The organism is Bradyrhizobium sp. WSM1743, from assembly GCF_000473065.1.
GTDB lineage: Bacteria > Pseudomonadota > Alphaproteobacteria > Rhizobiales > Xanthobacteraceae > Bradyrhizobium.
In genome coordinates this window covers 84,521-107,147 of the sequence record NZ_AXAZ01000013.1, presented here as the reverse complement: position 1 = coordinate 107,147, position 22,627 = coordinate 84,521, and the positions used below count along the sequence as shown (strand labels likewise).

General features: G+C 64.3%; 23 protein-coding genes and 1 tRNA gene. 13 read left to right on the top strand and 11 right to left on the bottom strand.

Translation table 11 applies throughout. The features are described from left to right. Positions 1–36: 36 nt before the first annotated feature. The 3 genes from YU9_RS0111135 to YU9_RS45640 form a co-directional block, all read right to left on the bottom strand. Positions 37–666, bottom strand: a complete 630-nt coding sequence (locus tag YU9_RS0111135; RefSeq protein WP_027572896.1) for a DUF6538 domain-containing protein — start codon at positions 664–666, stop codon at positions 37–39. Between the two features lie 163 nt (positions 667–829). Beyond that, a complete protein-coding gene (locus YU9_RS0111130) occupies positions 830–1,873 on the bottom strand; it encodes a tyrosine-type recombinase/integrase (RefSeq protein WP_027572895.1) in 1,044 nt (347 codons plus the stop codon). After that, positions 1,824–2,102: an AlpA family transcriptional regulator gene (locus tag YU9_RS45640; RefSeq protein ID WP_084298945.1), complete on the bottom strand. Its 279-nt coding sequence runs from the start codon at positions 2,100–2,102 to the stop codon at positions 1,824–1,826. Before YU9_RS45640 ends, YU9_RS0111130 begins: the two co-directional genes overlap by 50 nt. 85 nt (positions 2,103–2,187) lie before the next feature. Here YU9_RS45640 and YU9_RS0111125 point away from each other — a divergent pair, with 85 nt between their 5' ends. From YU9_RS0111125 to YU9_RS41295, 3 genes are all read left to right on the top strand, one after another. Then, positions 2,188–2,421: a hypothetical protein gene (locus YU9_RS0111125; protein WP_027572894.1), complete on the top strand. Its 234-nt coding sequence runs from the start codon at positions 2,188–2,190 to the stop codon at positions 2,419–2,421. Then, a complete protein-coding gene (locus YU9_RS49830; RefSeq protein WP_245266348.1) occupies positions 2,391–2,807 on the top strand; it encodes an excisionase in 417 nt (138 codons plus the stop codon). Before YU9_RS0111125 ends, YU9_RS49830 begins: the two co-directional genes overlap by 31 nt. A 98-nt stretch (positions 2,808–2,905) precedes the next feature. After that, positions 2,906–3,895 (top strand): tyrosine-type recombinase/integrase, encoded by a 990-nt coding sequence (locus YU9_RS41295; RefSeq protein WP_371259140.1) that lies wholly within the window; start codon positions 2,906–2,908, stop codon positions 3,893–3,895. Positions 3,896–3,912: 17 nt separating this feature from the next. On the opposite strand, the gene YU9_RS0111115 is transcribed toward YU9_RS41295, so the two are convergent. Beyond that, positions 3,913–3,988 (bottom strand) — tRNA-Ile (locus tag YU9_RS0111115). Between the two features lie 325 nt (positions 3,989–4,313). After that, the gene (locus YU9_RS0111110; protein WP_027572892.1) at positions 4,314–5,288 is read right to left on the bottom strand and encodes a tripartite tricarboxylate transporter substrate binding protein; all 975 of its coding nucleotides are present in this window, start codon (positions 5,286–5,288) and stop codon (positions 4,314–4,316) included. A 107-nt stretch (positions 5,289–5,395) separates the two neighbouring features. Between YU9_RS0111110 and YU9_RS0111105 the strand changes: the two genes are divergently transcribed. After that, positions 5,396–6,370: a TAXI family TRAP transporter solute-binding subunit gene (locus tag YU9_RS0111105; protein WP_027572891.1), complete on the top strand. Its 975-nt coding sequence runs from the start codon at positions 5,396–5,398 to the stop codon at positions 6,368–6,370. Positions 6,371–6,559: 189 nt separating this feature from the next. Here the strand turns inward: YU9_RS0111105 and YU9_RS0111100 are convergent, their stop codons facing one another. The 3 genes from YU9_RS0111100 to YU9_RS49555 form a co-directional block, all read right to left on the bottom strand. Continuing rightward, a complete protein-coding gene (locus YU9_RS0111100; RefSeq protein WP_027572890.1) occupies positions 6,560–7,774 on the bottom strand; it encodes an ABC transporter substrate-binding protein in 1,215 nt (404 codons plus the stop codon). Between the two features lie 98 nt (positions 7,775–7,872). After that, positions 7,873–8,766 (bottom strand): helix-turn-helix transcriptional regulator, encoded by an 894-nt coding sequence (locus YU9_RS0111095; protein ID WP_027572889.1) that lies wholly within the window; start codon positions 8,764–8,766, stop codon positions 7,873–7,875. 62 nt (positions 8,767–8,828) lie between these two features. Next, a complete protein-coding gene (locus tag YU9_RS49555) occupies positions 8,829–9,020 on the bottom strand; it encodes a hypothetical protein (protein WP_156951816.1) in 192 nt (63 codons plus the stop codon). A gap of 31 nt (positions 9,021–9,051) precedes the next feature. On the opposite strand from YU9_RS49555, the gene YU9_RS0111090 reads away from it, so the two are divergent. From YU9_RS0111090 to YU9_RS0111080, 3 genes are read left to right on the top strand one after another with little or no spacing between them, the layout of a single operon-like run. After that, positions 9,052–9,879 carry a substrate-binding domain-containing protein gene (locus tag YU9_RS0111090; protein ID WP_027572888.1) on the top strand — a complete coding sequence of 276 codons (828 nt, stop codon included), beginning with the start codon at positions 9,052–9,054 and terminating at the stop codon, positions 9,877–9,879. Between the two features lie 54 nt (positions 9,880–9,933). Continuing rightward, positions 9,934–11,040 carry a molybdopterin-binding protein gene (locus tag YU9_RS0111085; RefSeq protein WP_027572887.1) on the top strand — a complete coding sequence of 369 codons (1,107 nt, stop codon included), beginning with the start codon at positions 9,934–9,936 and terminating at the stop codon, positions 11,038–11,040. A 13-nt stretch (positions 11,041–11,053) separates the two neighbouring features. Next, a complete protein-coding gene (locus YU9_RS0111080) occupies positions 11,054–13,003 on the top strand; it encodes a molybdopterin biosynthesis protein (protein WP_027572886.1) in 1,950 nt (649 codons plus the stop codon). Positions 13,004–13,022: 19 nt separating this feature from the next. Here YU9_RS0111080 and YU9_RS0111075 read toward each other — a convergent pair whose 3' ends face one another. The 3 genes from YU9_RS0111075 to fdhD all read right to left on the bottom strand — a co-directional run bounded on the left by YU9_RS0111075 (position 13,023) and on the right by fdhD (position 14,848). Further along, on the bottom strand, positions 13,023–13,241 hold the full coding sequence (locus YU9_RS0111075) for a hypothetical protein (protein WP_027572885.1): 219 nt from the start codon (positions 13,239–13,241) through the stop codon (positions 13,023–13,025). A 79-nt stretch (positions 13,242–13,320) separates the two neighbouring features. Continuing rightward, positions 13,321–13,956 (bottom strand): molybdenum cofactor guanylyltransferase MobA, encoded by a 636-nt coding sequence (gene mobA, locus YU9_RS0111070; protein WP_027572884.1) that lies wholly within the window; start codon positions 13,954–13,956, stop codon positions 13,321–13,323. A 1-nt stretch (position 13,957) separates the two neighbouring features. After that, a complete protein-coding gene (gene fdhD, locus YU9_RS0111065; protein WP_027572883.1) occupies positions 13,958–14,848 on the bottom strand; it encodes a formate dehydrogenase accessory sulfurtransferase FdhD in 891 nt (296 codons plus the stop codon). A gap of 107 nt (positions 14,849–14,955) precedes the next feature. Between fdhD and mobB the strand changes: the two genes are divergently transcribed. The 6 genes from mobB to YU9_RS0111035 all read left to right on the top strand — a co-directional run bounded on the left by mobB (position 14,956) and on the right by YU9_RS0111035 (position 22,615). Next, a complete protein-coding gene (gene mobB / locus YU9_RS0111060; RefSeq protein ID WP_027572882.1) occupies positions 14,956–15,483 on the top strand; it encodes a molybdopterin-guanine dinucleotide biosynthesis protein B in 528 nt (175 codons plus the stop codon). Positions 15,484–15,492: 9 nt separating this feature from the next. Beyond that, positions 15,493–16,749 carry a gephyrin-like molybdotransferase Glp gene (gene glp, locus YU9_RS0111055; protein WP_027572881.1) on the top strand — a complete coding sequence of 419 codons (1,257 nt, stop codon included), beginning with the start codon at positions 15,493–15,495 and terminating at the stop codon, positions 16,747–16,749. 45 nt (positions 16,750–16,794) lie between these two features. After that, the gene (locus YU9_RS0111050) at positions 16,795–17,028 is read left to right on the top strand and encodes a sulfurtransferase TusA family protein (RefSeq protein ID WP_018317014.1); all 234 of its coding nucleotides are present in this window, start codon (positions 16,795–16,797) and stop codon (positions 17,026–17,028) included. A gap of 142 nt (positions 17,029–17,170) precedes the next feature. Then, a complete protein-coding gene (locus YU9_RS0111045; RefSeq protein ID WP_027572880.1) occupies positions 17,171–18,604 on the top strand; it encodes a sigma-54 dependent transcriptional regulator in 1,434 nt (477 codons plus the stop codon). After that, complete coding sequence (locus YU9_RS0111040) at positions 18,597–20,621, top strand: cache domain-containing protein (protein WP_027572879.1); 2,025 nt, start codon at positions 18,597–18,599, stop codon at positions 20,619–20,621. Before YU9_RS0111045 ends, YU9_RS0111040 begins: the two co-directional genes overlap by 8 nt. A gap of 341 nt (positions 20,622–20,962) precedes the next feature. Beyond that, positions 20,963–22,615 (top strand): OFA family MFS transporter, encoded by a 1,653-nt coding sequence (locus YU9_RS0111035; RefSeq protein WP_027572878.1) that lies wholly within the window; start codon positions 20,963–20,965, stop codon positions 22,613–22,615. Positions 22,616–22,627 lie beyond the last annotated feature (12 nt).

Below are 22,627 nucleotides of genomic sequence, written 5' to 3'. Positions count from 1 at the left end.
TTCAAAATCTTCGGGAGATTGCCATGACATCATTGGTCACAGCATCGGCATCGATCGCGAGCAGGTCGATTGCAAGATTTGCGGACTGGCTCGGCCGGTTTCACGGTTCCGAATATTCACCAGATTGGCGATTTTATCGTACTCGCCGACCCGGGCATGTTCGACGTCTGAAACGGCCTCGCGCCTGGGCTGGACCAGGAGCGGCATCAGGCGCGCCACGTTGGCCGGCGAAGCCTCATAGCCGCCACCCTGCAACAGATCGATCGCGTCCAGCTGGAGCGACTCCTCGTCGGCCGTGTGGCCCATTCTCAGTTTGGCGAATCCGGTCGGTGGCTCCTTCATCCAATGGTCGCTGATCCGGGTGTGTTCTTCCTTGCGGAGGGCGTGCAGATCCTGATGGGTGAGCTTGAAGGGCTCGGGCACGAAGGCATCGGCTGCCACCGGAGTCGCGTTCTCTCGGCCCGCAGCCGGCCCCATTCGGCCTCGATTTTCGCGTTCTCTGCGCGCGATCTTGATGGTGGCTTCCCGATCCTTGCTGGTTCCGAGGCTGGCCCAGATCTCGGTCTTGCCGACGAGCGGGCGCAGGTCGGACGGGACCTTCTTGCGGATCCAATAGTTCGCGGAGGTCGGTCGTTTGATGGGCTTGGGCATCTTGATCGTCGGCATGGTGGAGCACCTCGGTGTAGCACCGGCCGTTCAAGAAGCCCTGAAATGAAGGTTAGGCTTGTAAACAAGGGGTCTCCGAGCCCTCTCGGGGGAGAGTCCCACTCTCTCATGGCGACCAAGAACGCCTTCTTCTGGAATCGATCCACATCCCAATCTGTTGTTCCTACCCGTACACTTCGCTCAGCTTTTTGATCGCTGACTCCGCGAGTTCGAGCCGGCCACCCAGATAGTGCGCGTCCAGGATCTCTTGCACGGTCTTCATCGAGTGGCCGGTGATCGAGGCGATCTCCGGCACCGAGCAGTTGGATAGCGCGAGACGCGTAACAGCAGTGCCGCGCAAATCATGGAAGTGCAGGTCCTCCAAGGACGTTTTCTTAAACGCCTTGTCCCAGCTCGTCCTGAAGCCGTCCTCCGTCCACGGCCGTCTGAATGAATTGACCAAAATGGTCACTGCAGAGCGCTTTTCCTTGAGCGCAGCATCAAGCGCTGTCTTAAGCGGCGGCCCCACCGGTATGGTTACACGGCGCCTGCCCTTGCTGCCGCGTCCCTTACACTGACGCATCCGGATGTACGTGCCATCGTAGTCCTTCCAAGTTAGGCGCAGCAGGTCCCCTTGGCGCTGGCCCGTCCACAGTGCAAGCAGTAGAGCCGCCTGCAGCTCAACGGACGCAACGCTGCAGAAGGCCCGGATGTCCTCGGCGCTCCACACGATCTCCGATCGGTCAGAGTCGTAAAGCCGCCCGCCGCGCTCGCAAACGTTCACTGCGATCTTGCCGCGATCCTTCGCAACGGACAGAACACGCGCAATCGTTGTCCAAACGTAGTCCGCCTTGCGCGGCGTATCGGAGAATGAATCACGAAACTCTTTGAAGTCACCCCTCGCGCGCTTGTCTTCGAGAGCGCCGATTGGCATCGATCCAAACTTGGCCTCGACGAGCTTGAGATATCCATCGTAAGCGCGCTTACTCTTGTCGCCGAGATCTTTGTACTCGCTACAGTCCTTGAAGTAGTCAATGAGCGAGCTGAACGTCTCGGCATTCTTCGTTGTGTACGACGACGCTGCTTCGTTGTAGAGGCGCATAAACTCCGGTGTGCCGGGTTCCGCGTCAATGCGCGGGCCTCCTTTCCAAGCGTACCAGTAGGTCTTCGATGTACCGTCAGCGAGCTTTTTTATGGACCAGTTGATCCCTTTCAGCCGCACTCGCATTCTGGGAAGCCTTCCATGCGTCGTATGGTGTTAGTTGAGCTTCAATCTTAGGCTGTAAACCAGATAGCCGGTCAAGGGCCGCGTCAATAGCTTTTCTATCCCATTTGCGTGTTCCGGGAATCGGTTTAGGCATGATTCCGCGTCGAACCCATTCGTTGAACGCCGAAAGCGACTCGCAGCCAGCGTAAGCCGCAGCTTGTTTTTTCGAGATGCCACGCGGCTCGGTCACCCTGTGCTCCACTGCTGTGAATGGCGCCGTATTTCGATCAAACCCGAAAATGCGGCCGAACAAAGAGTGTGGGATCGGCTGTCGTATGTTCGGCCAGCCTGGCGTGGAAATCGGTCAGTCTGCGCGCATGATCACGGACTTGGCTGTGGAACATGATGCGGGACGCGGCAAGAGTGAAGGCGCTCGAAATCTGGACAAGCTTCCAAAAGATTATGAAGCACTGCTTTTCGGAGTTTTGTGCCTGCGTCTGATCAGCGTCGCGCGCGGCGTTCTTGGTGTTGAGCTGCTTTGGTCTCGATCGCTTGTCATGTGGTGCTGACGCACGAGCGCGGGCGGTTTACAGGTCCGAAAGGATCGACGCAACCTGAAATTACACCTGATACCCATCTTCGCCTTGCTGATGCCGTGAAGATCGCGTTTCCTTTAGGAGGAATGACGGTCGCGGGTTTGCGTCGTGAGCGCGATCGTAATGGATTGGTTATCGAGAAGATTGCCGGCAAGGATTTTACAACGCTGGCTCATATCGAACGGATGCGAGAGCTATGCCGCGAAGAAGCAAGGGGGCCCGACTTCAGCTCAAGGCCGCCCGCCGAAACAAGAGCGGGAAGATCAGCCACCAGGCAACCTGGATCATCAGAGACAACGGCCGGGATGTCAGCACAGGCTGCGCTGCAAATGAGATTGCGGCAGCGGAGCAAAAGCTAAGAGACTACATAAGCTCTAAACACACCCCAAAGCGACGAATTCGCCACATAGACGATATCGCTATTGCGGATGTCCTCTCGATTTATTTGGACGCGCAGTTGGACAAGCTTCGGGGGCGTTTCAATGTCGATAGCGAGAGCGAAGATACCATCCCCGATATCCGCAAGTTCAAGAAGCGGATCGAACGGTTGAACGAGTGGTGGGGAGCAAAAATGCTGGGCGAGGTAAATGGGCAGGCATGTCGCTCATACGCCAAGAAGCGCGGCAAAAGGGGAGGCGCGCGCAGAGACCTGGAAGACCTCCGCGCTGCCATTGGTCACCATGCAGCCGAAGGATATCATCGGGAAATCGTGAAGGTGTCGCTGCCGGCGAAGGGGCAACCGCGAGACAAGTGGCTGACGCGCAGCGATGCGGCCAAATTGGTTTGGACCTGCTGGCGCTATCGCGAAATGCAAAAAGGCTCGCGCCGTCCGATGGAGGACGTGAAGGTCCCCACAAGCAAGCGTCCCCTTCGCCATCTTGCGCGGTTCATTTTGTTGGGCATCTACAGCGGAACCCGTGCGGGAGCTATTGCAGCCGCGTCTCCCATTCCGGCGATCGGTCGCTCCTATGTAGACCTGGAGCGCGGCCGCTACTACCGTCTGAAACAGGGCAGCGCCAAAACCAACAAGCGGCAACCGACGGTGCCAATCCCCTTTCGCTTGCTAGCTCATCTGCGGCGCTGGCACCGGATTGATCCAGAGGCGAAGCATTTCGTCGAGTACAACGGAAGGCCCATTACCTCGGTCAAAACGGCGTTCAAGAGTGCTGTGAGGCTTGCAGGGCTTGGTCCGGGCATCTCGCCTCACACTCTGCGCCACACCGCGGCTACTTGGCTGATGCAGAGAGGGGCAGATCCTTGGCAGGCGGCAGGCTATCTCGGAATGTCGCTTGAGGTTCTGCTCAACACGTACGGCCATCACCATCCCGACTATTTGTCCGACGCCGTCGAGAAAATCGCCAAGCGCGATCCCGCCGGCGAACGAAAAGGGGTCGTATCTGGTGCGGTTTCTGGTGCGGTGATTCCGATCAGACGAAACGGGGTCTGATAAGTTGCTGATTCTATTGGTGGGCCCGGCAGGACTCGAACCTGCAACCAGACCGTTATGAGCGGCCGGCTCTAACCATTGAGCTACAGGCCCCGCCGCGAGACAGCTCGCGGGAACGCGCGCCGGCAACGGTGCGCGGTTCGTTTACAGGGATGGAGGCGGGGGTGCAATGCTGGCTCCGGCGGATAGGAACGCCAGCGCGCCCGATTTTTTGAATACCCGAAATCTGCGATGATGCCCTTATAGTCCTGTTTTGCCCGACGGGTCAAATCGAGCTCCGGCAAGGCTCGTTTGGTGGTCGGTAACCCCTTGTAATTGCTGGCCTCGTCTACTGTGCATGGGGTTGTTTTTCGACTTTTTGTTTGAGGGGGACCCGCGGGTCCCCAGATGTCTCGCAAGCAAGCGGATGGGCCTCGGCCTAGTCCACCGAAACCCCGGCGAACTCCACGACCTTGCGCCACTTCTCGGTTTCGTCCGCAACCAGCTTGCCGAACTCGGCTGATGTCATCGGCTTGGGGATGCCGCCGACTTCAGTGAGGCGCGCCACCAGCTTCGGGTCCTTCAGCGCTTCGCCGACGGCCTTGTTGAGGATCTCGATCACCTCGGGCGGGGTGCCCTTCGGCGCGGAGATGCCGTAGAAGCCGACCGATTCGAATCCCGGCACGGTCTCGGCGATCGCGGGCACGTCGGGCACGCTCGGCCAGCGCTGCGGCGAGGTCACCCCGAGCGCGCGGACATTGCCGCCCTTCACCTGCTCCATCGCCGAGGGCAAATTGTCGAAGATCAGCTGCACCTTGTTGGAGATGATGTCGGGGAAGGCGATGGCCGAGCCGCGATAGGGCACGTGCACCATGTCGCACTTCGTCATCACCTTGAACAGCTCGGCCGACATGTGCACCGAGGTGCCGTTGCCGGACGAGGCAAAGGAGATCTTGCCGGGATTGGCCTTGCAATAGTCGATGAACTCCTGAACCGTCTTCGGCGGAAACGCGTTGGAGACGACGAGCATGTTGGTGAGCTGCATGATGCTGGCGACAGGCACGGTGTCGCGCAAAAAGTCGAACGGCAGCTTCTTATAGAGCGAAGTCGAGATCGCGTTGTTGGGCGCGACGAACAGCAGCGTGTAGCCGTCCGGCGCCGAGTTGATCGCGGCCGCCGCGGCGATGTTGCCGCCGGATCCAGTGCGGTTCTCGACGATGACCTGCTGGCCGAGACGATCCGACAGCCACTGCGCCATGATCCGCGCCACGATGTCGACCGGGCCGCCCGCGGCAAAGCCGATCAGCCAGTGCACGGGGCGCTCGGGATAGGCGGCGGAGGCGGGCGGGGTGGCGCTGAAAAGACCTAAGAGAACTGCGAGCCCGAAAACACCGTTACGCAAAATTCGCAACATGACACCTCCCATTGTTCTATTGTCGTTGAGGCGCATGCTTTCACAAAAACCGGCCGCTGCCTACATCGCCGCAAGTCGGTGTTGACGCAGGTCCGCCAGGAACGACCATGAGATTCGCAACGATCCTCATCAGCGCGGCGTTGCTCGCAAGCCCCGCCGCCGCTCAAACCGGAGGTACGGCCATTCCGACCACGACGATCAGCTCAACGATCAGCTTGGGCACCGCAACCCCCGGCGGCGGCTTTCCGCTCTATGGCAATGCCTTCGCCGAGGTGATGAACGCGGCCGATCCGCAAATGTCCATCGCACCCCGCAACACCAAGGGCAGCAACGAGAACATCCCGCTTTTGGAAAAGGGCGAGCTCGATCTCGCGCTGGTCGCGGGCGAGCCGGCCTATGAGGCCTTTGCCGGCATCGGACGCGCGCCGGTTCGCTTGAAGATCCTCACCGCGATCTATTCCAACCCCGGCATGTTCGTGGTGCGGGCGGATAGTCCTTACAAGACGATTGCTGATCTCGTCGGTCAGCCCGTCGCGTTCGGCGCCAAGGGCTCCGGCCTGCCGATCCTGGCGCGCTATGTGCTGGACGGGCTTGGCCTGAAGCAGGACGAGGACTTCAAGGCGGTCTATCTCGACCGCGCCGGCGACGGCCCGGCCATGGTCGACGACGGCCGCGTCGCCGCGCTCTGGGGCGCCGGCATCGGCTGGCCCGGTTTTGCCGCAGTGGCCTCGAGCGCATCAGGCGCGCGTTTCATCGCGCCCAGTGCCGAAGAGATCGCGCGCATCCGCGCCAAGCACGCGTTCCTGAAGCCGCTCACCGTGCCGGCCGGCTCCTATCCGAAGCAGACCGAGCCGATCGCCTCGCTCGGCTCCTGGAGCTTTGTGCTGACGCGCGAGGATTTGCCTGACGATGTCGCCTATCGGCTCGCAAAGACGCTGCACGATGTCGAGGCGACATTCTGCAAGAAGCTCGCGCAGGCCTGCGAGACCACGGCCGCGAACACGGTCGCGGCCGCGCCGAAGGTGGAGCTGATCCATCCGGGGGTGATGAAGTATTTTCGCGAAATCGGCGTGGTGAAATAGCGCGCTCTTCCTTCCTTCTCCCCTTGTGGGAGAAGGTGGCGCGAAGCGCCGGATGAGGGGTTGTCCCCTCGAGTCCGGTGGCAGTTGCATTCGCTGAGAGAGACCCCTCACCCGGCTTCGCTTCGCGAATCCACCCTCTCCCACAAGGGGAGAGGGTGCACCGCGCGCGGCTTCGTAACCGCTACCTCGTCACTTCTTCACCAGCGCACACGCCGGGTCCGGCGGGCCGAACGCCTTGTCGCCGGAGATGGTCGTGAGGATCTTGTAATAGTCCCACGGATATTTGCTCTCCTCCGGCGTCTTCACCTGCACCAGCCAGAGGTCGTGCACCATCAGATTGTCCTCGCGCAGCTTGCCGTTGCGGGCGAAGAAATCCTCGATCGGCTTCTCCCGCATCTTGGCCGCCACTTTCAGCGGATCGTCGGTGCCGGTCTCCTTGATGGCGTTGAGATAGTGCATCACGCTCGAATAGACGCCGGCCTGCCACATCGACGGCATCTTGTTCATCTTGGCGAAATAGCGCTTCGACCATTCGCGGGTCTTGTCGTCCATGTCCCAGTAGAACGACGTGGTCAGGAGCAGGCCTTGAGCTGCCTGCAGGCCGAGCCCGTGGATGTCGGTGATCAGCGCCAGCAGCGCCGCCATCTGCTGGCCGCCCTTGAACACGCCGAATTCGGCGCCGGTCTTGATCTCGTTCATGTTGTTGGGGGGACCGGCGGCGATGCCGATGATCTTGGCCTTGGAGGCCTGCGCCTGCAGCACGAAGGATGAGAGGTCGGGCGTTGCCAGCGGCGGCCGCACCGAGCCCAGCACCTTGCCGCCATTGGCGGTGACGACGGCTGAGGCGTCGCGCTCCAGCGAATGGCCGAAGGCGTAATCGTCGGTGATGAAGAACCAGCTGTCGCCGCCGCGCTTGACCACCGCGTCCGCGGTGCCGACCGCGAGCGCGCGGGTGTCGAACACCCATTGGATCGCGTAAGGCGAGCAGAACTTGCCGTGGAAATCCGCGGTGCCGGTGGAGTGAGTGATGAACAGCCGCTTCTTCTCGTTGGCGATGTTCTGCACCGCGAGCCCGACCGCCGACACCGGCACATCGACGATCAGATCGACCTGATCGACGTCATACCAGCGCCGCGCGATCGCACCGCCGATATCGGCCTTGAGCTGATGGTCGCCGATCACGACGCTGATCGGCTTGCCGAGCACGGTGCCGCCGAAATCGTCGATCGCCATCTGCGCCGCGGTCACCGAGCCCTGGCCGGTCGGCGCCGAGGCCGGGCCGTTCATGTCGGTGAGCACGCCGATCTTGACGACGTCGTCGGAAACCTGCGCCGACACCGCACCCGATAATAGTGCCGCCGCCAGGGCGGCCGCGACCGGCAGTCCAAATCTGGTTGGATTCACGCTTGTCCTCCCCTGAGCCGGCTCGTTGGCCGGTGTTGCACCGGGTATGCCCGGCTGAATTGGTTTCTTTTGCAACTATTTGGGGGCAGGCGTCAACGTCAGGCCGCGAAGCGGATCAGTCCTGCGGGCGAGGGATCGTAGCCGGTCAGCTCCTCGGCACGCTGGCGCAGCCGCCGTTCGCTCAGGAGGCCGAGCAAGGCCTGCATGGCGGGACGGAAATAGCTGCGCTGCCGCATCGCAAGGTCAAAGTTCTCCCAGACCAGTGGCACGAAATCGAGACCGGCCGAGCGCGCCGCGGCGCGCGTCACGATGCCGCAATCGGCCTGGCCGGCGCGGACCAGTTCGGCAAGATCCGGGCCGGTCAGCGCCGGCGCCTCGATGCGGCGCAAATCCCGCGTCGAGGCGCCCGCGCGCTTCAGGAGCACGTCGAGCAGCATCTGCGCGCCCGTGCCCTGTTGCCGCATCGCCATCCGGGCGCCGGTTGCGAGCACGTCGGTCAGGCCGTGCAGCTGCTTGGGATTGCCGTGTGGCAGCACCAGACCCGCTTCGCGGCGCACGAATGCGACCAGCACCGCATCATGCAGGTCGGGAGCTGCCCGCAGGGCTTCGACACTGGCATCGTTGGCGAGATTGTCGGAGGCGTCCAAGGCGTGGAAGTGCACCGCCGCCGCCATCACCTCGTTGCGCTGCAAGCGCTCGAGCCCGCGCGCGCTGCCCTCGCTCATCGATCCGAGCCCTGAGCCGGATTCGCGCAGGCTCCAATCCAAGAGTTCGTCCTGGCCGCCGCCGACGACCGGCGGCGGCTCGGCGATCAGCATGCCGGCCGGACGCGCGAGGCCCGACAGGACCCAGAGGTCGAGCTCGTGCCGTGGGAAGAGCCATTTCCCCGTCACCTTGCTGCAGGGGATCGCACCGGTGGTGACGAGTTCGTAAAGCTTGCGTTCGCCGAGCCGAAGATAATCGGCGGCTTCGCTGGTCGTCAGGAATTCCATCCTGCATTCCTATGCAAATTCTTGCTTCTTTTTGACGTCCGACGCAGGTGGAATTCTGCATTTCAGATTTTTGTCCGCGGGAACCATGCCCGATCATCTCGCTGCTTTGCAACACATCCGCACGCGCGACTTCTGCTTTGGTGAACGATCCTGAATCGATCGCTCGCGCGGCGCGCCTCGGCGGCGTTGCCGAAATTTCCCGGCCGGGCAGCGCGAAAACGCGTCACGAGTGCGGCGCAATCGATCATCATCATGATAGCGTCATTGCTAAGGGGAACCCCGATCATGGGCCGCCTGTCCATTGCATTTGCGCTTCTCTGCGGCCTTACCGCGGGCGTTGCGGCGTCATTCGCGGAGGACCGCGGCATGGTCCTCGCTACGACGACGGCGACGCAGGAGTCCGGCCTGCTCGACTATCTGCTGCCGCTCTTCCGCGACAAGACCGGCATCGATGTAACCGTGATCGCGCGGCGCGCCGACGAGGTGCTCGACGGGGCGCGACGGGGCGAGGTCGACGTCGTGCTGATGCACGCGCGGCCTCAGGAGGAGAAATTCGTTTCCGACGGCTTTGGCGTGAAGCGCTACGACGTCATGTACAACGACTATGTGCTGATCGGGCCGAAGAGCGATCCCGCGGGCGTGAAGGGCAAGGACATCGCGACGGCGCTGAAGGCGATCGAAGCCAAGGGCGCGCCGTTCGTGACGCGTGGCGATCGGTCGGGCACCCACGCCGCGGAGCTCGCGCTTTGGATCGTCGCCGGTATCGACATCGCGAGCGCCAAGGGCGCCTGGTATCGCGAGGCCAAGCAGGGCATGGACGCGGCGCTCGAGGCCGCGCGTACGGCAAACGCCTATGTGCTGTCGGATCGCGGCAGCTGGATTGCCTTCAGGGATCGCGGCGATCTCGACATCGTCGTCGAAGGCGACCGGCGGCTGCTCAACCAGTATGGCGTGATGCTGGTGAACCCTGCGAAGTTCCCGAACGTGAAGAAGGACCTCGCGCAGACCTTCATCGACTGGCTGACGTCGCCGGAGGGACAGGCGGCGATCGCCAGCTACAAGGTCGACGGGCAGCAGCTGTTCTTCCCCAACTCGGACAGGTCGGGCGGCTGAGGCCGGCATCGCCGGCGGTTGCCAAACCGGACGATGCATGGTCCATCATGGCGCATGACCCAGCGCCTGCCGTCCTCGCTCACGCCGCTCGACACCGCGCTCGCGGCTTTGCTGCGAGGCGTCGATCCCGTCGCGCCGGCGGAGGTGCCGCTGGCGGACGCGATCGGCTGCATCGCGGCGGGCACTCCGCTGCTTGCCGCCTATCCTTCGCGCGACATTGCGGCTGCAGACGGCTGGGCGCTATCCGCCAATGATCTCGTCGGCGCGTCCGCTTACTCGCCGCTGCCTTTGACAGAAGTGCCGTCGTGGGTCGAGGCCGGTGACGCGATGCCGGCAGGATGTGACTGTGTGCTCGATGCCGACGCGGTAGAGGTGTCGGGGCCGCTTGCCCAGGTGCTGGCGGAGGCCGTGCCCGGACAGGGCGTCCGGCGCGCCGGCAGCGACATCGTGGAACGCACGCCTGCCGGCGCCGAGGGCCATCCCGTCGGTGCGGCGGATCTGATGCTCGCGCGCATTGCGGGCCTGGAGACAATCGGCGTGCGGCGGCCCCGGCTGCACATCGTGAACGTGCCGGATGGAACGGCAACGGCGCAGCTGATCGCCGGGATCGCGCGCGCGGCGGGACTGGATGTTAAGACGCATGAGGCCGGCGCACGCGATGAAGCGTCGATTGCCGATGCGCTCGATGTGTTCTCCTGCGATATCTTGCTGACGGTCGGCGGCAGCGGCGTCGGCCATCGCGATGCAGCCATCGCGGCGCTGGCCCAACGCGGCGAGGTGATGGCGCACGGCCTTGCCCTCCAGCCCGGGCGCACCGCCGCGGTCGGACGGCTGGGACGAGTTCCCGTCGTCGTCTTGCCCGGCTCGCCCGCTTCTGCGCTTGCGGTGTGGCTCGCGCTCGTGCTGCCGCTCGTCGACCGTTTGTCCGCGCGCCGGCCGCGCCTAAAAGTATCCCGGCCGCTCGCGCGAAAAATCGCATCCAGTGTCGGCATCACTGAGATCGCTTTGCTGGCCCAGGAACATCGTGCCTGGACGCCGCTTGCCGTGGGTGAATGGCCGCTTCAGGCAATCGCCCGTGCGGACGCATGGCTGCTCGTTCCCGCCGGTGACGAGGGATTTGCGGCAGCTACGCCAGTCGATGCCCATCTAATGCGGGAGTGATATGGGTCCCGGTATGACGATGATCCCGAAACCACCAGCCCCCGGCGCGCTCGAACAGGAGCAGTTCCTCAAGATCCTCTCGCGCGAGGAGGCCCTGGCGCGCTTCGAGGCGGCCTTGTTCCCGCGCGTGCTTCGGGGCGAATTGCGCAAGCTCGCTGCTGCGCTCGGCGCGGCGCTCGCTGAAGACATCACCGCACCGATCGACGTGCCGCCGTTCGACCGCTCCAATGTCGACGGCTTTGCCGTGCGCTCGGCCGACCTTGCGACCGCCGGCGAGGGCGCGCCCGTGCGCCTTGCGCTGAATGGCGAGACCATTCATTGCGGCACCGCGCCGACGCTGCAGGTGGTTGCCGGGACCGCGACGCCGATTGCTACCGGCGGTCCGCTGCCACGCGGCGCCGATGCCGTGGTCATGGTCGAGCACACCCAGCCGGCCGGCCTGGATGCGATCGATGTCCGTCGCGCCGTCTCACCGGGGCAATTCGTCTCGTATGCCGGATCCGACATCGCGCGCGGCGAGGCGCTGCTGCGCGCCGGCACCATCATGGGGTCGCGCGAGATCGGCATGCTGGCGGCTTGCGGCATTGCCGAGGTGAGTGTCGCGCGCAGGCCGCGGGTTGCCGTGATCTCCACCGGCGACGAACTGGTTCAACCCGGCCGGCCGCTCGGGTCTGCCGAGATCTACGACACCAACGGCGCCATCGTCGCAGCGGCGGTCGACGAGAATGGTGGCGAGGCCATCTTCCTCGGTGCCATTCCTGACGATGAAGCCGAGCTCGAATCCGCCATGCGGCGCGCGCTGGCGGACTCCGACATGCTGGTGCTGTCGGGCGGCACGTCGAAAGGCGCGGGCGATCTCTCCCATCGCATCATCGGCCGGCTCGGTCAGCCCGGCATCATTGCGCATGGCGTTGCGCTCAAGCCCGGCAAGCCGCTGTGCCTTGCGGTGTGCGACGGCAAGCCGGTGGTGATCCTGCCGGGTTTTCCAACCTCGGCGATGTTCACCTTCCACGACATGATCGTGCCGGTGCTGCGCAGGATGGCCGGCCTGCCGCCGCGCTCCGACGCCAAGGTGGACGCGACCGTGCCTGTGCGCATTGCGTCCGAACTCGGCCGCACCGAGTTCGTCATGGTCTCGCTGGTCGAGGGCAGGGACGGCCTGATCGCCTATCCCTCCGGCAAGGGCTCTGGTGCGATCACGTCGTTTGCGCAGGCCGATGGCTTCCTGCGCATCGATGCGCTTGCGGACCAGATGTCGGCCGGGACGGAAGCCGAAGTGACGCTGTTCACGCCGCATGTGCGCGTGCCGGATCTCGTTATCGTCGGCAGCCATTGCACCGGCCTCGATCTCGTTACCGCACAACTCGCGCATGCCGGCCTGACCGTGCGCTCGATTGCGGTCGGCAGCCTCGGCGGCCTCGCGGCGGCAAAGCGTGGCGAATGCGATCTCGCGCCGATCCACCTGTTCGACGACAAGAGCGAGACCTACAACACGCCCTATCTCGTCGAGGGGCTCGAGCTGGTCCCCGGCTGGCGGCGGATGCAAGGCATTGTCTTCCGCAGGGGCGACAAACGTTTCGAGGGCCTGAACGCGAAGGATGCGGTCGCTGCCGCGCTCGCGGACTCCACCTGCATCATGGTCAACCGCAACCAGGGCGCCGGCACGCGCATCCTGATCGACCGGCTGCTCGGCGGCGTACGGCCTGAAGGCTATTGGAACCAGCCGCGTTCGCACAATGCGGTGGCGGCGGCCGTTGCGCAGCATCGCGCCGACTGGGGCATGACGATTGCGCCGGTCGCCCATGCGGTCGGCCTCGGCTTCATTCCGCTGGCGGAGGAGCATTATGACTTCGCGCTGGTAACGGCGCGCAAAGACCGGCCGGGAGTGCAGGCCTTTCTCGATGCGCTCGGCTCGGACGCGGCGCGCGAAGCACTCGAGCGCGCGGGCTTCCGGCCAGCGTAGATACCAGCTGGGTCTATGGCTACCACGCCTGGTCGGTGCCGCTGCCGGCCTGAGCGGCGCGCTCGCGCTCCTCGGCTTCGGTGGGCGCACGCTGCGCGGCGGGCGGCAGCGGCTTCGGATCCGGCGGGACCTCGACGGTATCAGGCTTGCTCAGCTGTTTCGTGCTTTCGATCGCGTCCGAAACATCGAGTGCGAGATCGACAACATCGAATATGACATCCAAAAGAGAGTTGGCCATGGCTCATCCGGGGCAACGTACCAATCATTGGTCGTTCCCTTGCTCGGCCCGGTTCACGGCCAAGAGCAATGCACCGCCTTTAGGACGCGTCATCCAGCGCCGCCAGCCGCTCGGCCTCGGCGATGTCCTCGACCGTGTTCGCGTTGAAAAACGGATCAAGCGGCTCGGTCGGCCACGTGACCGTCGCCAGCGGATAGCGCGCGGTCCAGCGGTCGATCTTGCGGAGGTCTTCGACCACCAGCGCGTGGCGGAGCTCCTCGCGCAAGGCGACGCGCCAGAGGCCGATCACCGGATGCGACTGCTCGCCTGATGCGGCGACCGCAAGCTGCGCGTTCTCACGCGCGCGTGCGTCATGCAACCGTGCGACGAGATCGCGCGGCAGGAACGGGCAGTCGCCGGCGACGCTGAGCACCCATTCGATCTCCGGCCGATTCGCCGCGGTCCAGTCGAGCGCGGCGAGGATGCCGGCGAGCGGGCCGGGAAAGCCGGGCACGTCGTCGGCGACGACTTGCAGGCCGAACCCAGCAAAGCGGGCGGGATCGCCGTTGGCATTGAGAATCAGCCCGCTGCACTGGGGCGAAAGGCGCGCGATCACGCGCTCCAGAATGGTGCGCCCGCCGATGGTGCGCATCGGCTTGTCGCCGCCGCCCATGCGCCGTGCGAGCCCGCCGGCGAGCAGCACGCCAAGAGTCGAAGGAACACGCGTTGCCGCCATCCTAGTCGTCACCACCTTCGCCCTTGCGCTTGTGCTTGGCCGACTCCTCCTCGATATAAGCGAGGTTCTGATCGTAGACGATCCGCTCCTCGCCCGAGAGTGCAATGAAGCGCTTGCCGCGGGTGCGGCCGACCAGCGTCAGCCCGACCTGCCTGGCGAGATCGACGCCCCAGGCGGTGAAGCCAGAGCGCGACACCAGGATTGGAATGCCCATCCGCACTGTCTTGATCACCATCTCCGAGGTGAGACGTCCGGTGGTGTAGAGGATCTTGTCGGAGGGATCGACGCCGTGGCGGTACATCCAGCCTGCGATCTTGTCGACGGCGTTGTGGCGGCCGACGTCTTCGGTGTAGCAGAGCGGCGTGCCCTCCTTGCACAGCACGCAGCCGTGGATCGCGCCGGCCTCGAGGTACAGCGAGGGCATGGTGTTGATGGTCTGCGTCATCTGGTAGAGCCAGGAGGTGCGCAGCTCCGCTTTCGGCAGCGCGACGCTCTCGACCGCCTCCAAGAGGTCGCCGAAGGCGGTGCCCTGCGCGCAGCCCGAGGTCTGGGTGCGCTTCTTCAGCTTGGCTTCGAAATTGGTGTGGTGCTCGGTACGCACGACGACCACCTGGAGGTCGTCGTCGTATTCGACCTCGGTGACCACATCATTATATTTCAGCATGTTCTGGTTCAGCAGGTAACCGAGCGCCAGATATTCCGGGTAGTCGCCGATCGTCATCATGGTGACGATCTCCTGGGCATTCAGGTAGAGCGTCAGCGGCCGCTCCATCGGCACCTTGATCTCGACCCTGGCGCCGGTCTGGTCGGTGCCGGTGACGCTCTGGGTCAGGCGCGGGTCGTCCGGATTGGGGACGATCAGGGGCACCGGGGCTTTGTCGATCTTCATCATGGCGGCGAGGTTAGCATGACATTCGGGTCAAGCCGATATAAGCATCCTCAAGACAATGGAGAAGGCGGTTCCGGTCGCGTCGTGCGGCTGGCGGAGATCGAGTTACGATGAAAGTCATCGGCCTTGCAGGCTGGAGCGGTGCGGGCAAGACCACGCTGTTGACGCGGCTGATCCCGCATTTCAACGCGCAAGGCCTGCGTGTCTCCGTGATCAAGCATGCGCATCACCAGTTTGACGTCGATGTGCCCGGCAAGGATTCCTGGCGCCATCGCGAGGCCGGCGCGGCAGAGGTGCTGGTTGCTTCGTCGAACCGCTGGGCGCTGATGCATGAGTTGCGCGGGGCGGCGGAGCCGCGGCTGCCGGAACTGCTCGGCAAGCTCTCCGCGGTCGATCTGGTCGTGGTCGAGGGCTTCAAGCGCGAGCCGCATCGCAAGATCGAGGTGTATCGTGCCGCGAACGGCAAACCGCTGCTGTTTCCGGACGATCCCGGGATTGCCGGGATTGCGAGCGACACCGCGGTTGAAACCCGGCTGCCGACCGTCCATCTCGATGATATCCCCGCCGTGGCCGCGTTGCTGCTGGCTGCGGCGATGCCGGTCGAGGAAGTGGTGGCAGGAAGCACCGCGATACGCTGACGAGGCACCATGGCGCAACTGTCGGACGATTGCTTTGCCTTCGGCGGACCGATGATGTCGGTCGACGAAGCCGTTGGCCTCATCACGACGCGCGTCAACGCGATTACCGATCTCGAGACTGTGGCGCTGGTCGATGCCGACGGGCGCGTGCTTGCGCGCGATGTGGCCGCACCTTTGCCGCTGCCGCCGTTCACCAACTCCGCCGTCGACGGTTACGCCGTGCGCAACGCCGACCTTCCGACAAGCGCCGAACGGGCGTTCCCCCTCGATGGTCGCATCCAGGCCGGCGGTCTTGCGCAAGCGCCAATCAAGCCCGGTCACACCGCGCGCATCTTCACCGGCGCGCCGATGCCGCCGGATGCGGACACCGTCTTCATGCAGGAGGACGTCCGCATCGATGAGTCCGGCAAGATCGTGTTGCCGCCGGGCCTGAAGCCCGGCGCCAATGTCCGTCCCGCAGGCGAGGACATTCCGCAAGGTCACGTCGCGCTCCGCGGCGGCCAGCGCTTGCGGCCGCAGCATGTCGCCCTTGCCGCCGCCTTCGGCCTGACACGGCTCGACGTCGTCAGGCGCATCCGCGTCGCCGTGTTCTCGACTGGCGACGAATTGGCCTCGCCGGGCGAGCCGCGCGCCGCCTCGCAGCTATTCGATTCCAACCGCTTCATGCTGATGGCGATGCTGCGCCGGCTCGGCTGCGAGGTCAGCGACCTCGGCATTCTGCGCGACGAGCGCACCTCGCTCGCAAGCGGCCTGAAGCAGGTTGCAGATCACCACGACCTGATCCTCACCACCGGCGGCGTCTCGACCGGAGAGGAGGATCACGTCAAGGCGGCGGTCGAGAGCGTCGGCTCGCTGGTGCTATGGCGGATGGCGATCAAGCCCGGCCGTCCCGTGGCGATGGGCATCATTGATGGCGTGCCGCTGATCGGATTGCCCGGCAATCCCGTCGCGAGCTTCGTGACATTTGTCCATGTGGTGCGACCGACGGCGTTGGCGCTGGCGGGGAGCCTGCCGGAGCCGCTGACGCCCATCCCGCTGCGGGCGGCGTTTACTTACAAGAAGAAGGCCGGCCGGCGCGAATATGTGCGCGCCTCGCTGCGCCGCGCGGAGGACGGCGGGCTCGAGGCGATCAAGTTCCCGCGCGAAGGGGCCGGGCTGCTGTCCTCGCTGGTCGAGACCGACGGCCTCGTCGAACTCGGCGAGGACATCACCAATGTCGAGCCGGGGCAGGACGTGGGCTTCCTGTCCTACGCCGACCTGCTGTAGAGGCCTTCCGTTGACGCAATCGCTTCGTCCCGCCATGTTGCGGCCATGGCCAGAACGACGCTCGATCTCACCGGACTGAAATGCCCGCTGCCCGCCCTGAAGACGCGCAAGGCGCTCAAGCCTTTGCAGCCGGGCGATCAGCTCGAGGTTCACTGCACCGATCCCTTGTCGGTGATTGACATTCCGAACCTGATTCGCGAGACCGGCGACAAGGTCGAGATCACCGAGCGCAACGAGGCGCGCATCGTGTTCCTGGTCGAAAAGAGCGACGCCCCGTAGAAAGGCGAATGTTCACCGCCGCAACGCTTGACTATGCTGCGCCTGCGGGGGAAACCGCCGGGGCTTCGCTGCAATGCGAAAGGCGCCGACTGTCGCAGCGGATGATCTCAAACCTAAGACTCTCAAACCTAAGACATCGGGCATGACTTTCTCAACATCGAGGGCAAGCTCAGCCGCAAGCCCCGCGGTGGGCCGCGAGCCTGCCGTCAAGCCCGGCAAGACGGCTGCGGGGCCGGAGTTCAGCGCGCTGGCGCAGGCCTCCATCCTGATCGTCGACGACGAGCCGGGCATGCGCAATTTCCTGGTGCGCACGCTTGCGCCACGCTGCAAGCTGGTGGACGAGGCGGCCGATACCGACCAGGCTTCGCGCAAGCTCGATTCCAACCGCTACGACGTCGTCATTCTCGATAACATCATGCCGGGCAAGAATGGCGTCGATTGGCTCGCCGAGCAGCGCGCCGTCGGCTTTTTCGCCGACGCCATCCTGATCACCGCCTATGCCGATCTCGACACCGCGATCCAGGCCTTGCGCGCCGGTGCGGCCGATTTCGTGCTCAAGCCGTTCCGCTCCAACCAGATCCTCAACGCGGTGGCACGATGCCTCGACCGTGTCCGCCTCCAGCGCGAGAATTACGTGCTGCGCTATGCTTTGCGCGCCTCGTCCGACCGCACCTTTCTGCGCGACAATCTGATCGGACAATCGGCAGCGACGCTGCGCGTACGCGAGACCATCGCGCGCGTCGCGCGCCTGCCGACCTCGGTTCTCCTCACCGGCGAATCCGGCACCGGCAAGGAAGTGGCAGCGCGCTCGATTCACTCGCTGTCCGACCGCGCCGACAAACCCTTCGTGCCCGTGAATTGCGCAGCGATCCCGCCCGAGATGATCGAGGCCGAGCTGTTCGGACACATCAAGGGCGCCTTCACCGGCGCCGATTCCGGGCGCGAGGGCCTGTTCCTGTATGCGCATGGCGGCACGCTGTTCCTCGACGAGATCGGGGAGCTGCCGCTGCCGATGCAGAGCAAGCTGCTCCGCGTGCTCGAAGACCGCCGCGTCCGTCCGGTTGGCTCCGAGCGTGAAGTTCCGGTCGATCTGCGCTTCATCTTCGCGACCAATGCCGAGCTGCAGAAGGAGGTTGAGAAGGGCCGTTTCCGAGCCGATCTGTTCTACCGGCTCAACGTGATGCAGATTCGCCTGCCGCTCCTGAAGGATCGCGGCGATGACGTGCAGGAGCTTGCCGCCATCTTCATGAGCAAGCTGTCGGTTCAGCTCGGCATGCCGCCGGTGCCGATCGACGCCTCGGTGCGGGCGGCGCTTGCAAGCTATGACTGGCCGGGCAATGTGCGCGAGCTGCGCAATCTGATCGAGCGCACGCTGATCCTCGGCGCCTTCCCCGACGATTTCGCCGGTCCCCGCAACGACGGTCAGTCGGCGCCTGCCGACAGTCTCGCGGAGCTCGAGCGCCGTCACATTCTCGGCGTGCTGAAGGAGGTCAACGGCAATCGCGAGGAGGCGGCGCGGCGCCTCGGCATCTCGCGCAAGACCATCGACCGCAAATGCGCGTTGTGGGATGTCTGATGCTGCCGGCCGCAGCGGCGAGCCCGTGCGGGGACGCTCCGTCCGCTTCCGGCTGCTCGCGATCGCGCTGCTGCCGATGCTGGTCATCCTGCCGCTCCTGCTCGGCGTTGCGATCTATCGCTGGAGCGCGAAATTCGACGCGACCCTGATCTCCAAGGTGAACGGCGACCTCACCATCGCTCACCAATATCTCGCCCGCATTTTGGAAAAGACCGGCGTCCAGCTCCGGGCGCTCAGCCTGTCGGCCCGCTTCCACGAGGTGCTGGGGCCGGATGCGCGCGGCTCCCTGCAGGATCTGCTCGACGAGACCCGCAAGGAAATCGGTCTCGATTTCCTGTATCTGACCAACGATCGCGGCGATGTCCTGGCCTCGTCGCCGCCGTTGCAGCAGCGACCGAGAAGTGACTGGCCGATCATCATGTCGGCGCTGTCGGGCCAGGTCCCTGCGACGGGCGTCGACATTTTCGGCAATGACGAGCTCGCCGCGATTTCGCCGGCCCTGGCCGAGCGCGCGCGATTGGACCTCGTGCCGACCCCGAACGCGGTGCCGACCGACCGCAGCACGGAGACGCGCGGCATGGTCGTGCATGCGGCGAGCCGGGCGATGCTACCTGACGGCGGCGCCGCTGCACTGGTCGGCGGCACCCTGCTCAACCAGAATCTCGAGTTCATCGACACGATCAACGATCTCGTCTATCGCGCGGCGAGCCTGCCGGAGGGCAGCCAGGGCACCGCGACGCTGTTCCTGGACGACGTGCGGATATCGACCAATGTCCGTCTCTTCGAGGGCCGGCGCGCGCTCGGCACGCGGGTGTCGGCGGCGGTGCGCTCGGCCGTGCTGGGCGAGGGGCGAACCTGGCTCGACAGCGCCTTCGTGGTCAATGACTGGTACATCTCCGCTTACGAGCCGCTGGTCGACAGTTACGGCAAGCGCGTCGGCATGCTCTATGTCGGCTTTCTGGAGAAGCCGTTCAGCGAGGCCAAGTACCAGACATTGGTGATCATCATCGCAGCGTTCATTACAATCACCGCCGCGACCGTGCCGATCTTCCTGCGCTGGGCGAGCTCCATCTTCATGCCGCTGGAGCGCGTCACGGCGACGATCACCGAGGTGGAGCGCGGCAACCTCTCCGCCCGCACCAAGATGCCGGTGTCAGGTGACGAGATCGGCCGCGTCGCGGTTCATCTCGACAGCCTGCTCGACCAGATCCAGGAACGCGACCGACAGCTGCGGGAATGGAATGAGGAGCTGAACGTCCGCGTGCGCGAGCGCACCCGCGACCTCGAGCACGCCAATCTCAAGCTCGAGGCGACCACCAAGCAGCTCATCATGTCCGAGAAGCTGGCTGCGATCGGCGAGATCACCGCCGGCGTTGCCCACGAGATCAACAATCCGATCGCTGTGATGCAGGGCAATCTCGATGTCATCCGCAGCGTGTTCGGCGCCGATGCCGACAAGGCGAAGGTCGAGTTTCGCCTGCTGGACGAGCAGATTCACCGCATCAGCCAGATCGTGACCAAGCTGTTGCAGTTTGCAAGGCCGGAGGAATATGCCGGTTATGTCGAACGCCATGCGCCGGCAAGCGTCATCTCCGACTGTCTGCCGCTGGTGCAGCATCTGCTGAACAAGACCGAGATCGCCGTGGTCAGGGACGACCGCGCCAACCGGCTCGTGCTGATGAACCGCAACGAGCTGCAGCAGGTGCTGGTCAATCTCATCGTCAACGCGATCCACGCCATGCCGGAAGGTGGAACCCTGACGCTCCGCTCCTTCGATGCCGAGCGCGACGGCCAGCAAGGTGTCGCCATCGAGGTCACTGATACCGGCATCGGCATGAGCACTGAGGTGATCGAAAAGATATTCGACCCCTTTTACACCACGAAACGGCGGCAAGGCACGGGACTCGGCCTCTCCATCAGCCAGACGCTGATCAAGCGCCAGGGCGGACAGATCACGGCCGAAAGCCGCGTCGGTTCCGGAAGTACATTCACGGTGTGGCTGCCGGAAGCGGCCTGATTGGACATTTTGTCCGAGGCTCTCCGGACATTCTGTCCAGGGCAGCACATTGCGCTGCGGGAAGTCATTGAATCATCACGATGCGACTTCTGGCACGCGCGTTGCTCATATCAAGGCAGGATGTTGAGGGGGATGAGGGCGCGACAGCCGTCAAGGCAACGCTGCTTGCGGGGCGACGGGACATTACCCGCGATCAGCTGCTTGCTCGGCGCACATGAGGCGATGCGCATCAGACGATTCCGCTTCGACATGAAGTCCGACCTGTCATGCGCGGCTGCCAAGCGCGCACGACCGGTCTCAAACCGATGTGCCGGCAAGGCCGCGCTTGGGAGGTAATGCTTATGACGACTGCCGATACCGTTCTTGCACCGGTTGGTGCTTCCGGCTTGCTCGATCGGGAACGCACGATCGCGACGGCCGGTTTCAATCGCTGGCTGGTGCCGCCGGCGGCGCTGTGCATCCATCTGTGCATCGGCATGGCCTATGGCTTCTCGGTGTTCTGGCTGCCGCTGTCGCGCGCAATCGGCGTCACGGCGCCGAAGGCCTGCCCGGACATGTCGCTGTGGCAGGAGCTCTTCACCACGAGCTGCGACTGGAAGGTCGCGAGCCTCGGCTGGATGTACACGCTGTTCTTTGTCCTGCTCGGCGTCTCCGCCGCGATCTGGGGCGGCTGGCTCGAGCGCGCCGGTCCGCGCAAGGCGGGTGTCGTCGCCGCCTGCTGTTGGGGCGGCGGTCTCCTGATCGGTGCCTTCGGCGTCTACGCCCACCAGCTCTGGATCATGTGGCTTGGCTGCGGCGTGATCGGCGGCGTCGGTCTCGGCCTCGGCTACATCTCCCCGGTGTCGACGTTGATCAAATGGTTTCCGGACCGCCGCGGCATGGCCACCGGCATGGCCATCATGGGATTTGGCGGCGGCGCCATGATCGGAGCGCCTCTGGCCAATCTCTTGATCAACTACTTCAAGACGCCGACCTCCGTCGGTGTCTGGGAGACCTTCGTCACGATGGGGGTGGTCTATTTCGTCTTCATGATGATCGGTGCCTTCGCCTATCGCGTGACGCCGGCCGGCTGGCAGCCCGAAGGCTGGACCCCGCCAGTCAAGGCCAACGCGATGATCTCGAAGAACAACGTCCATCTCAACGATGCGCACAAGACGCCGCAGTTCTGGCTGATCTGGTGGGTGCTCTGCCTCAACGTGTCGGCGGGTATCGGCGTGATCGGCATGGCCTCGCCGATGCTTCAGGAGATCTTCGCGGGCAAGCTGATCGGTTTGCCGGAAGTCGGCTTCAACGCGCTCGATGCCGGACAGAAGGCGCAGATCGCCGCGATCGCCGCCGGCTTCGCCGGATTGCTGTCGCTGTTCAACATCGGCGGCCGCTTCTTCTGGGCGTCGCTGTCGGACAAGATCGGGCGGAAGAACACGTACTACACGTTCTTCATCCTCGGCATCATGCTCTACGCGCTGGCGCCGACCTTTGCGGCGATGGGCTCGAAGCTCCTGTTCGTGGCCGGATTCGGCATCATCCTGTCGATGTATGGCGGCGGGTTTGCCACCGTGCCGGCCTATCTTGCCGACATGTTCGGAACGCAGTTCGTCGGCGCCATCCACGGCCGTTTGCTGACGGCGTGGTCGACAGCCGGCATCATCGGCCCGGTCGTGGTGAACTACATCCGCGAGTTCCAACTTGCGGCCGGCGTGCCGCGCGACCAACTCTATAACACCACCATGTACATCCTCTGTGCGATGTTGATCGCGGGCCTGATCTGCAATTACCTGATCAAGCCGGTGGATTCGAAGTGGCACATGAAGGAGGCCGACGTCGCCAAGTTGCAGGCGGCGAGCGCCAGCGCCGCCGCTGCGGGGCCGCACGGCTCCTACGGCATCGGATTTGGCGGGCTTGACATCAAGGCGGCGTTCTTCTGGGCGATCGTCGGCGGTCCTCTCCTCTGGGGTGTCTGGAAGACGCTGGAGAGCGCGGTCAAGATCTTCTGATCGCACATTCGT

Bases quoted from the DNA above. Each gene is read 5' to 3' on its own strand.
- YU9_RS0111135 (WP_027572896.1), bottom strand. From the start codon at position 666: ATGCCGACGATCAAGATGCCCAAGCCCATCAAACGACCGACCTCCGCG.
- YU9_RS0111130 (WP_027572895.1), bottom strand. From the start codon at position 1,873: ATGCGAGTGCGGCTGAAAGGGATCAACTGGTCCATAAAAAAGCTCGCT.
- YU9_RS0111125 (WP_027572894.1), top strand. From the start codon at position 2,188: ATGTTCGGCCAGCCTGGCGTGGAAATCGGTCAGTCTGCGCGCATGATC.
- YU9_RS0111110 (WP_027572892.1), bottom strand. From the start codon at position 5,288: ATGTTGCGAATTTTGCGTAACGGTGTTTTCGGGCTCGCAGTTCTCTTA.
- YU9_RS0111105 (WP_027572891.1), top strand. From the start codon at position 5,396: ATGAGATTCGCAACGATCCTCATCAGCGCGGCGTTGCTCGCAAGCCCC.
- YU9_RS0111095 (WP_027572889.1), bottom strand. From the start codon at position 8,766: ATGGAATTCCTGACGACCAGCGAAGCCGCCGATTATCTTCGGCTCGGC.
- YU9_RS49555 (WP_156951816.1), bottom strand. From the start codon at position 9,020: ATGATGATGATCGATTGCGCCGCACTCGTGACGCGTTTTCGCGCTGCC.
- YU9_RS0111090 (WP_027572888.1), top strand. From the start codon at position 9,052: ATGGGCCGCCTGTCCATTGCATTTGCGCTTCTCTGCGGCCTTACCGCG.
- YU9_RS0111085 (WP_027572887.1), top strand. From the start codon at position 9,934: ATGACCCAGCGCCTGCCGTCCTCGCTCACGCCGCTCGACACCGCGCTC.
- YU9_RS0111080 (WP_027572886.1), top strand. From the start codon at position 11,054: ATGACGATGATCCCGAAACCACCAGCCCCCGGCGCGCTCGAACAGGAG.
- YU9_RS0111075 (WP_027572885.1), bottom strand. From the start codon at position 13,241: ATGGCCAACTCTCTTTTGGATGTCATATTCGATGTTGTCGATCTCGCA.
- mobA (WP_027572884.1), bottom strand. From the start codon at position 13,956: ATGGCGGCAACGCGTGTTCCTTCGACTCTTGGCGTGCTGCTCGCCGGC.
- fdhD (WP_027572883.1), bottom strand. From the start codon at position 14,848: ATGATGAAGATCGACAAAGCCCCGGTGCCCCTGATCGTCCCCAATCCG.
- mobB (WP_027572882.1), top strand. From the start codon at position 14,956: ATGAAAGTCATCGGCCTTGCAGGCTGGAGCGGTGCGGGCAAGACCACG.
- glp (WP_027572881.1), top strand. From the start codon at position 15,493: ATGGCGCAACTGTCGGACGATTGCTTTGCCTTCGGCGGACCGATGATG.
- YU9_RS0111050 (WP_018317014.1), top strand. From the start codon at position 16,795: ATGGCCAGAACGACGCTCGATCTCACCGGACTGAAATGCCCGCTGCCC.
- YU9_RS0111045 (WP_027572880.1), top strand. From the start codon at position 17,171: ATGACTTTCTCAACATCGAGGGCAAGCTCAGCCGCAAGCCCCGCGGTG.
- YU9_RS0111040 (WP_027572879.1), top strand. From the start codon at position 18,597: ATGTCTGATGCTGCCGGCCGCAGCGGCGAGCCCGTGCGGGGACGCTCC.
- YU9_RS0111035 (WP_027572878.1), top strand. From the start codon at position 20,963: ATGACGACTGCCGATACCGTTCTTGCACCGGTTGGTGCTTCCGGCTTG.